The organism is Serratia sp. Ag1 (assembly GCF_000743355.1).
Lineage (GTDB): Bacteria > Pseudomonadota > Gammaproteobacteria > Enterobacterales > Enterobacteriaceae > Chania.
Map to the genome: position 1 here is coordinate 1 of NZ_JQEI01000090.1, position 10,311 is coordinate 10,311.

The 10,311-nt window shown below is 39.7% G+C and carries 7 protein-coding genes and 2 pseudogenes; 5 read left to right on the plus strand and 4 right to left on the minus strand.

Going from position 1 to position 10,311, the window contains the following annotated elements; all coding sequences use genetic code 11:
- The 3 genes and pseudogenes from IV04_RS25680 to IV04_RS25685 form a co-directional block, all read left to right on the plus strand.
- On the plus strand, positions 1 to 390 hold a 390-nt coding region (locus IV04_RS25680), incomplete at its 5' end, for a tyrosine-type recombinase/integrase (RefSeq protein WP_152562963.1).
- Between the two features lie 352 nt (positions 391 to 742).
- Entirely contained in the window at positions 743 to 1,864 is a 1,122-nt protein-coding gene (locus tag IV04_RS24125; protein ID WP_037404619.1) for a hypothetical protein, read from the plus strand.
- Positions 1,865 to 1,896: 32 nt separating this feature from the next.
- A pseudogene (locus IV04_RS25685) lies at positions 1,897 to 2,190 on the plus strand (tyrosine-type recombinase/integrase); the annotation flags it as partial.
- Positions 2,191 to 2,355: 165 nt separating this feature from the next.
- Here IV04_RS25685 and IV04_RS24135 read toward each other — a convergent pair.
- Positions 2,356 to 3,225, minus strand: coding sequence for a hypothetical protein (locus tag IV04_RS24135; protein WP_037404617.1), 870 nt, complete (start codon positions 3,223 to 3,225; stop codon positions 2,356 to 2,358).
- Between the two features lie 729 nt (positions 3,226 to 3,954).
- Between IV04_RS24135 and IV04_RS26990 the strand changes: the two genes are divergently transcribed.
- Together IV04_RS26990 and IV04_RS24870 are read left to right on the plus strand one after the other, a co-directional pair.
- The gene (locus tag IV04_RS26990) at positions 3,955 to 4,611 is read left to right on the plus strand and encodes a GIY-YIG nuclease family protein (protein WP_037404616.1); all 657 of its coding nucleotides are present in this window, start codon (positions 3,955 to 3,957) and stop codon (positions 4,609 to 4,611) included.
- A gap of 136 nt (positions 4,612 to 4,747) precedes the next feature.
- Positions 4,748 to 5,965, plus strand: a complete 1,218-nt coding sequence (locus IV04_RS24870) for a hypothetical protein (protein WP_051916969.1) — start codon at positions 4,748 to 4,750, stop codon at positions 5,963 to 5,965.
- 403 nt (positions 5,966 to 6,368) lie between these two features.
- On the opposite strand, the gene IV04_RS24150 is transcribed toward IV04_RS24870, so the two are convergent.
- From IV04_RS24150 to IV04_RS24160, 3 genes and pseudogenes are all read right to left on the minus strand, one after another.
- Positions 6,369 to 6,929 carry a hypothetical protein gene (locus tag IV04_RS24150; protein ID WP_037404615.1) on the minus strand — a complete coding sequence of 187 codons (561 nt, stop codon included), beginning with the start codon at positions 6,927 to 6,929 and terminating at the stop codon, positions 6,369 to 6,371.
- 558 nt (positions 6,930 to 7,487) lie between these two features.
- Positions 7,488 to 8,942: a hypothetical protein gene (locus tag IV04_RS26655; protein WP_051916970.1), complete on the minus strand. Its 1,455-nt coding sequence runs from the start codon at positions 8,940 to 8,942 to the stop codon at positions 7,488 to 7,490.
- A gap of 1,033 nt (positions 8,943 to 9,975) precedes the next feature.
- A pseudogene (locus tag IV04_RS24160) lies at positions 9,976 to 10,311 on the minus strand (hypothetical protein); the annotation flags it as partial.

Below are 10,311 nucleotides of genomic sequence, written 5' to 3' on the forward strand. Positions count from 1 at the left end.
CTTATATCAGTGTTGCTGACACATGTTATGCCCCTTCCCTCTCAAGCTGTCAAAATGCTCAGAACGCTTTATGGTTTAACAGGTCATCGGCAGCATCTCTTTCCTGGCCGGGATAACCCACGCGGCCCAATGACATCACACTCGCTGCGTCAACTTCTCAAAAGTCTTGGCTGGAGCGGAACTTATAGTCCACATGCGACACGAACTACTGGTAGTACCAGATTAAACGAAATGGGCTATAGGCCTGACGCTATAGAAGCACAGCTCGCGCATGCCGATACAAATAATGTTCGACGCACGTATAACCATGCGACCTACCTTGATGAGCGGAAAGTTATGATGCAGGATTGGGCCAATAAGCTCGATGAGTGGACACTGGAAACTACCTGAATCACTTTTTCTTCTGCTGATAGCGGCTAAGATCAATCACATTATCTGTATTAACACATATGAAGATATAGATCCTGAACTTGTCTGGATTGAATATTTACACTAATACAATTTACATCACAATGGTCTCCTTGATGAGATTCTTAGCGATACTGATTTGCATAAGCTCGATTTTGAACTGCTACGCATTGCAGCACAGAGCTATACTTAATCAAACAGGCAGCTCTGTGCCAGTAGCGGACGTCTAGGTCGCTGAACCACAAAAAATATTTTCTAGTTATATTACTGGCTCATCAGTATCTTTATGCGATAATATTTCATACAAGCTGAATTTATGACGAAGGGAGTGCAAATGGCAATTACGGTCTATTCTCGTACATTCAAAAAGGAATTGGACATAGTTCAATTGCTAAACCTTTACTTATCAAATAACGTACTTAATTTTAGTGATTTCAAGGAATTTGTTGCGTTTGATGCAGAGTGCCCAATTTGCAATGTAAGCGGTGCAATTGTTGTTTCAGAAGGTTATTCGAAAACAACAAATAAAATAGTTAGCCAATCTCATTTTTCGTTTAGAACAAAAGACGGAACAGACGCGCACAAAATATTTTGCGATCATTACAATGGCGATGATAAGCAAATAGACTCTTCAAAGGATGGTTTTATAAAATTAGGCACTTCCGGCTCTGAGATTACAAGTATAATTCGAGAGCTTGTATGTAGAGGTATTGAACATGAAGAGTTCAATCAGGAAGATATTAGAAATATGCGACGGTGGTTTACTGAATTACGCCAATCAGGCACTTTTTCTGTTAACTACAGCCCTCACATGATCAACCTAGTAAGAGCCAGCATGTATTCCCGCAAAGAAGAAGATACATATATTGTCGATGAAGAGAGAAAAAATAAATCTTGGTTTGATATAAACGATGAAGTTTATCGTTCTTTAAGATTCAAATACCCATCATTGATGATCGATATGACCAATAAGAATAATGCTATTTTCTATAATCTTGTGAATAGCACCACATTTACTAAACAAGCATATCGGTTAGTAGCACGAGATCGAGGTTATCAGGTTTATGATAGAAGGTTGCTTAAAGATAAATATGAAGCAACGATAAGGATAGCACAAAAAATAACTAGGCATCACGAGTTTCTTTTCAGAAAGATCAGGAGCTTATCCGCTGTTAAAAAAAACAATCCCCTTTTGGCTGTTTCTGCCTTGCTTCTTTTTGTTTCTGACTGGAATGAAACAACTGCAATCAACAAATTCATCAAATTATGTGGTGTAGGAAAATCTAAAAATAATGATGAGGGAAACGTAATTGGCTTAAACCCCTTTATTCATTACGATGCCTGGAATGTTATTCATCAACTTAAGGATTTAATGGTTACACTTCCAGACTTCTCGAACCTTGATGAAGAATTTGCCAAAGAAAAAGCTAGATTAACTGAGCTTTATAAGCTCTAGCATAAATTAAAAGGCTGTGTATACAGCCTTTTAATTTGCATAGTAAAGGCTTCTTGTTCCGGTCTCGGATCGGAACTAATCGGCACATATCAACCCGGCAATACAACCGAATCTTTCATGGGTGGGTAGAAAAGCTTGGTCTCGAAGATTCGCTTTACAGCACACATTCCATGAGAAGAACAAAACCTTGCCTCATCTACAAGAAAACCAAGAATCTCCGAGTGATCCAACTTCTGTTAGGCCATAAGAAACTGGAAAGCACGGTCCGTTATCTGGGCATTGAAGTAGATGATGCGTTAGAGATCTCTGAATCGATTGAAGTCTAAGGTTGTCAGGGCTGCAATAGCAGCCCTGTGCCAAAAACGGAAGTAGCGAACAGCACTTAGTGTTGATAACGGGTAGCCGGTCACATCAAGGGGGTTATCGACCTAATTACACCATTAAAATTAAAAAGGTATGGTGTTTTATTGATTGGCAATTATTTTTATGATTCAGGGAATATCAAATATGTCCTGCCATGATGAGGGGGAGCCAGAGTAAAAACGGCTTTCTTCGTTATCAACATCATCGTCGTGAGCATCCCAGGCACCAATGAAATCTTCAGTCTGCCCCTCTGTCATGGTCATGTGAATGCTGTGAGGAGTATTGCCTTTTCGTCTCAGATAATCCAGACGATATCTGTCCTCGCTATCATAGAAACGTTTCCCTTCAATCTCAACGTTATAAATGCGAGCCATGTCATGATCGAACACAACGAAATCATCCTCTGATGCGTGTCTGACAACAGCGTTATGCAATATAGCCGTGTTAAATTGCGCGACTTCTGCTAGTAAAGTACAGAAATATATTACCTCATCCTGGTTGCTAATGTTTCGGTCTGCACTGGCAGGCGCCTTATATGATAGTAATTCTCTGTTTGATTTAAGGGTCAGGAAGAAATCATCAAATCGTATGGCCAGTGCTCTGTCATATCGAGCCAACCATTCTCTGGTTTTGTCTCTCGCTTTTTTATGAGAGATACTCAGAATATCCTCATTATCCCAGTCTTCAGTCGGCAAAGTTAGGACCACACAACGTAAGATTGAGAGCATGGCATAATAGTGAAAGTAAGGAATGGCTGCCCTCAGGTTTTTTTCTTCGGCGAATTCAGCCTGTTTTAGAACGACAGTTGCATTTAGAATCATTTTAGTACAGAAATAGATACGGCAAACCCATTGAGAATTACGTTCAGGAGACCATTCTCTAGCAAGAGCGGTGAATTCCTGACGAAAAGCATTGACTTTATTCAGCACTCTTTTTTCATCAGCAATGGAGTGCAGTGCCCGATAATCGTAATAACCATCAATATCATCAAAAATCATATACGCTCCTTATTAATCAATGTTTTTATATTTTACTCAACACCCATATATTTCATTAGAATTCAGAGTGCACTCCAATAACAGTTCAAGTTGCATTTGGAAATCTTTAGATGGTTTATTTCATTAACATTCAACCTGAGAATTTCCATATATTTCACGTAAGCAAAAATCATAGACAATTCTACATCAATGAGGATGACATGAAAATGTTGTACATACCAAGCATTGAAAATTGTTGCTTCACGTCAATGATGAGGTGTTCATAGCCAGTGACCTGCTCCCCCTTGATTCACACAGAATGCTGTTCCCAATGTCCGTTATTCGCTCATAGTTGCCCTATGACAGCTTCGAACGAAGCGGTCTTACATTGTGGTATGTTAGGCAACACTGAGCCGTTTGATATGAAGAAAAAATAGGATGTCTACCAGTGGAAACTGACAACTGCCTGACCTGCGGTCAGCCAATGAGTAAAATACCAGAAACTCTCAATCTTGATTGTGGAGGCGACTGCTTAAATTGCATGGCCTGGCATGGTGACCCAGACGCAATTGAGGTTATTGAGAGACTTACTGGCGATGAAGTTGACGTTAAAGGAAGATCATATCGTTCACTTCGAGCGAAAAGCTGACGTTGGTCATTTTATTAGTAGTTATCACAACTCACCTGAAGAATGATAGGCTGTGGTGAAATACGTAGCAGGCTAGAATTTTAGCAAAAGGATAGGTATCAATGATTCCTGGATATGTATATATTTTAATCAATCCGAGCATGCCCGGGTTGATTAAAATCGGTCGAACGCTACGCGATTCCCGCATGCGTGCACGTGAACTCTCTTCAACTGGGGTGCCCACACCGTTTCAAGTGGCCTTTGAGCTGTTTACTGAACAACATGAAGCTCTCGAAGCTATGTTACATAATGAACTGAATGATTTCCGTGTTAGTACGTCACGTGAGTTTTTTCGTTACCCGCTCGATAAGGCTATTGCATTATTAATCAAGTCAGCAAAACCACTTCAGAATTCCACTGAACAGTATGTGGCCGAGGACGTCACGCAACGACTTCGAGAAAAATATCTTTCATATCTTCGTCCTGAAATTGTAGCTGTGAGAATCGTTCAGATGCCCGGATACGTCTCGTTAGAAATTATGCTTGAAGAAGAAAAAGCTGGATATCTTATTGACCAGACGATCCGCCGTATGGATTTAGAATTTATCAGTGATAAAGACGGACCATTCTTTCGGCCAGAAGATGACGTAAGTTTGAATGCGGATAAACTTGTAAATGACTACGCCCCTTACTCTATTGTCATGACAACAGATCTTTTTCATGAGAAAGCATGCCAACAAATAGCAAGTGAATTTGAAATGCACCACCATAGCGTCTAACTTGGTATTCTCAAGAGTTGGGCGAGCAGTTTGCTATGAGAGGAGCGGACATTGCTAACCGCATTATGTGTGAATTAATGGGAGCAGCTCAACAGAGCTAAAGAAAGTATAAAATTGTATGTAGAGGTAAGAACTCATGAGTGAAAAAACATTGACTTTTGTATGCTGTTTAGACAAGGCGAATATAACCCTAGATTATATGCCTGAACATCAAGGTGTCAGGTTAAATAGTTTCAATAGAGATGAGCTGAGTGACGATTCAACCGCGGTTTCAACGTTTTCAATCGACATCAAAGAGTCAGAGTTCTACAATAGAAAATCCAAAAAAGGAAACTTGTATGTTCAAAGGTATCTCAATGACTTTAAGAATGGTGACTGCTATATTTTATTGAAGTTTAAAAATTCAAATACTGCCGATGGGTATTACTATCGAAATTATCAACCCCCTGAGGGAAGTAAAACAGATCAAGAGTATGAAAAAATTAAAATCATAAGCTTGGCATTCATTTACCCATTAAATCAATTGGTTGCAAAAAACAACTTGATTCAAAACTTCCTAAATAAAAAGAAAGATCATACCGATATAAATAAGGAGATCAGTGGTCAAATATACTTAAATAGTTATTCTGTAGGTCAAGGAATGTGCTCATTGTTACACAACGGAAAAGAAGGGATTCTGCTTGACTGTGGTGCAGGCAAGCCCATTTTAAAGCCTAATTATAAAAAACTGTCTACCAATAAACTTATAAGTGATCTAAATGCTCTATCACAGGTGGATATGATTTTATCTCATTTAGATAGCGATCATCATAGGCTTTTATCTTGGGATCCAAATATATTAAAAATGGTGTCCAATATATACATTCCTAGCAATACAAATGATCTTTTCTTTAAAGATAAATTAACCTTTCAGAAAGTTATAGCCTGCTCCATGATTAAAATAAAATTTGCTAACGGGTTTCTGCATTCGTATCGTACTCAACCTTTTTCTTCTTCAAAAGAAAAAAATGATAATGAATTAGTTACACACATTAGCACTGAAAAAGAGGAGGTTTTAGCTCCCGGAGATTATTTATATAAACATATTCACACTGATTTATGTCCAGAAATAGCCGCGCTTAAAAACAATAAATACACTTATGTTATTGTACCGCATCATGGTGACATAGAAAGTAGTAAATTAATCCTAAGTCCATCAAAGTCAATTTTGGCAATTGCTTTTTTTTCAGCTGGAACTCATGTTGGATATAAGCACCCATCTACTCAATCAATGGATGCACATAGTGCATCGATGTTCATAAATGTCGTAGACAATGAAAACAATGATATTGACAAAATACAGTTTAACCTTTAATTGTTAGATTAAGTAATTACACTGTGCCTTTAGATGCACCCGCCTAATTTTTAGGAAAGAATGAGTTAACCTGCTCTCCGCAGATTAGTAAACCTTGGTGTTAGCAACGTCCGCTTCACGCACAGAACTGCTATTCAGTTAGGTTAACTTTTGTGTCTAGGTTCATAGGATGAACGATGAAATTTTTGCTGAATATACCCTTCATAATTCAAGTTGCTTGGGTGTTGGCTGCCTTCGTTCACCCCAGTCACTTACCTGAGTAAGCTCCTGGGGCTTCGCTCAGTTGCCGCCTATAAGTAACTCGAATTATTTTGGGTATATACTGAAGTAGAATGCGAAAAGAAATTAAAATCAGATGGAATTATGCACACAGGAAAGGCAGCTTTCAGGATGCTGGTAAAAATTACCGAACAAGCAGATCCAGCCAATCTGGGTTCTCAATTTTACGGCAATAGGGTAGCATCGCACGATTAATCAGCTCAAAGAATTCTGACACCTCCATCCTTGCTGCTTCGCTTGTGCTAGGACCCTCCCATTCATCAAAGAGATGCCAGTAAAGCGATTTCAGGGTATCGACCACCGCCGCGAAAATCTTTACGTCAGGTTCAAGCCAATGACACACCAGAAAATACATTTTCTGTTCTGCATCATGGATTGACGCACACTGGGAAAGTTGACTCATAAATAGCTTGATCCAGACCAATGCCGCTGTTTTTAGCGGTGGCAGATCTATCCGCTGCTCTGCCATGTACCGTGACATATATAATTCAACCTCGGTCCGTTCAGGTTCATTATCAAGCCCCAGTGAAGCGAGAATTAAAAGAGTCTCCGAATCATTTCCTTCGGTGATTTGATCTTCAGCCCATGCAATGATCAGGCAGTCCAGATCATTGTGGAGGAAGTGATATTTCCGCGAAAAAACAAGCAGCCCGAGAAGATCATTGAGTGTGTATAGAGATGGCATCTGATATTCCTTTACCTGTATTTTACATGAACCTGGCAGTGATAATTTCTGAGTCCATCATTAACTGAACGGTGGGTCTATGTAACCGAATGAAACTCCAATTAACCTTCATTTTATCTTAACTATTGATATAAATTCTATAAAGTGTAGTGGTATACAGGTTTTGGCCACATAAGCAAAAGTGTGAAATGTCCGTTCTTGGCACTTAGCTGACGTTCTGAGCTATCCGCTGGGCTGATTGAAACCGGACTGCTTACAGCAGTCCACGCTCCGCCATTTATACGGTTCGTACCTGCAACAATAAAGTGGTCGAAAATGCGTAAACCAACCACTTTCAACGCAATTTGTAAATTTAGGGTGATTACCAAACCTGCTTGAAGTGGTTGCGGGCAAGCGTCAACGTCATGCTTGCATATCACCACTCAACGGGAATAAACACCCTGATGCTAATTTTTGGGTGCGTAAGAAGGGCGATTATCTCCATGAAAATAACCCTCAAAAGGGAGTGCATTCACCCCCCCTCCCCCTATCACGCTAAACAATCAGTACAAATTAACATCATTCACTTTTATGCTTGAGCGCCAATTTCAGGTAGGGGTGATCCCATGTAATAGGCTTACTGCTAACCAATCCGTCATGCTCGATCGATCCGCATACCCCAGGATTAGTAAGGATAGTGTCATAGATGGCCCGGCTTTCTATGCCCTGAAGCATATGAGCCAATATCTTCCCCCACTCGCTTGCCTTGACCGGTTCATTCTTTTCCCCTCTCAACAAATAGGTCTGACTTACCGCATTGCGGATAGCCAGTCCACGGCCCGGACAATTTACGCCTTGACTGATATAAATAGCGATGAGTTTCTCAAGCTTACGTTTGATCGGTGAAATATATTCTCCCCATAATCTTAATTTCTTTGCCGCCACATCATATCCATATTCATCACAAAGAATGGAAAAGGATTTACTCTTGGAGGACAGTTTAACCTTGCAGAGAGAGAACAAACAAGAGTACAGTAATGTTTTTGCAGACTGGCTGGATATATCAAACCGCTCCATTATCTTTTCCTTGGACAGTTCGTTTAGACGACTACATTTGATACCGTATTTCTTAAATTCCCCTTTGAGAATATTGAACTGGCTACTCTCTATATCATAGTTATACCCTTCAAAGATCTTCCATTTGAGGCTTGATTTCATACCCTGAAAACCACGGTGTAGCTCAAATGAGCGGGTTCCTTTAGAAGAAAGCTTATATTCTGGATAATACTCAACAATCAGAGGTACACTGCTGACCATTCGGCAACCTCGGGACAAGAGGTGACTGATGAAATGAGCTTTATGAGCAGCCTCGATTTCATCCTTTGGTTCAAAATCACGCCACTTATCAAGGTTAATACGTAACCCGCCCATGTTTGAATAGACTTCTTTCATGTACTTGACGGTTTCACGTGAAGCATGGCGGGTTTTATGCTTAGGCTTCTTCATTTTATCCAAAGCCCGGCCTATCATATCATCGAAACTGAGCGTCTTCTTATCACTCACTTTTACAGCCGTGGACAGATAAATATAACGCTGTTCATTCCTCATATACTCTCGGTGATTAAAATCACCGAACCAGCGCTTAATATACTCTTTACTCAACGCAAACTCACGGCACTTCTTCTTGCCAACATGATGCTGCTTTATCTTAATAATACCTTCCTTTTCCAGAAGCTCTAATGCTCTTTTACAGACAAGGTACTTTGATTGCTCAAATACAAACGGTAATTTCTTTTTACCTAACTTACTGGAGAAAGGAGCGTAAACTGTATACGGATCACTCTCTGGCGTCTGATCGGCGTACAATAATGTATTGCAGATAAGATGTTGCAAGAATCCTTGGATATCCGCATAGAAGCGGGGTGCTTGTCGCTTATCTTTACCCGTAAATTTTATTTTATAAACGTCGTCAACAAAAGCACCATACGTTTCTGAGGTCACAAGTATACCACGGGAAATAAAATAACCAGACATAGACTCACCTTAAATTAAAAAAAGTGTATAATCGACGTGACACTACTCACGTAATGCCAACGTCTCCTGAAAACAAATACATAACGCAATATATACACGTGTATATTTACAACATGGATTACACAAATTTTTTTTAATCGTAAGATTGAACAGTAAAAAAATAACCATGTTATAGAGGAATCTCTAGAGACAGCCAAGACCATATAAACGAGTATAATAATAGAACCATTATAATACCCCTTATACCCTCCCCCCTCCCCAATATTAAGATGGTTATTATTATTATGGTTATTATTATGGTTATTATTATGGTTATTATTATGGTTATTATTATGGTTATTATTATGGTTATTATTATGGTTATTATTATGGTTATTAAACTAGTATCACCTCCATAATATCAAGGCTATTATTAAATTTATGAAAAAAAATATTAAGTCATAAGATGTGAAATTACGCATGTGCACGCGTATGGCCTTTAGTATGGCAAAGGCCATATATAATAATATAAGCCTATATAGTAGTTTATATACTCTACTGATGAGATAGATATGCCTACCAGCACTTTAGATGAATATACAGTTCTCTATATAGATAAATGATTTCTGCGCTATGGACGGAACCATGATTTACCGGGGTGTACGGTCATAATCTTGTTTCATATACAGATATGAAAAAAATGCCAGGAATTCATTGGCGGAACGCACATTCTATACCGGATAAATCTTTCATCCTGCAAGCTGCTGCCCGCATTTTTCAACCCTTGAATTTCTTTCCTGATTGGCATTAATGCTAAAAAAATACCACCTAAACTCCAGATCACCGCCCCCAAGGTATAAAATTTTCATGCTCTGCAACACACCCTGACGCATCTCCGGACTGTTTTGATGGCTTGACCTGGCGTCTGGAGAACCCAAAAATCAACCCTCGTCCAAACCATAGGAAGGGGAAGCTGAAAAAAGCCGCCCCCCTAAAATGCCAGTTAATCAGCCTATAGTATCATCGCCATCCTTGGCAACGATACCTCCAACATCTACCTGATATAACGTTTACGGCGTGCCCTACGCGTGGAACCACATTCCTCATCAAAGTCACCACGACGTTTAAACCGCGTTAGCCCCATTACCTTGGTGGATTTTGCTGATACTTTCTCCTTGTACTCTTGTAACAGATGCAGTTGCCCCAGCAGGCCCAGTTTTTCAATGCAACCGGGCCAGAATGACCAAACCTCTGCTTTGTCAAACCATTGGTATTCGTGTTTTTTCAGAACTCTGCGGATCCGGTCAAGATGGTTGCGCAGATCCTTTTCCTTTCCTGACTGAAGATGTTCACTGATTTTCTGCATCGCTGTCAGCAACACTGATATAAG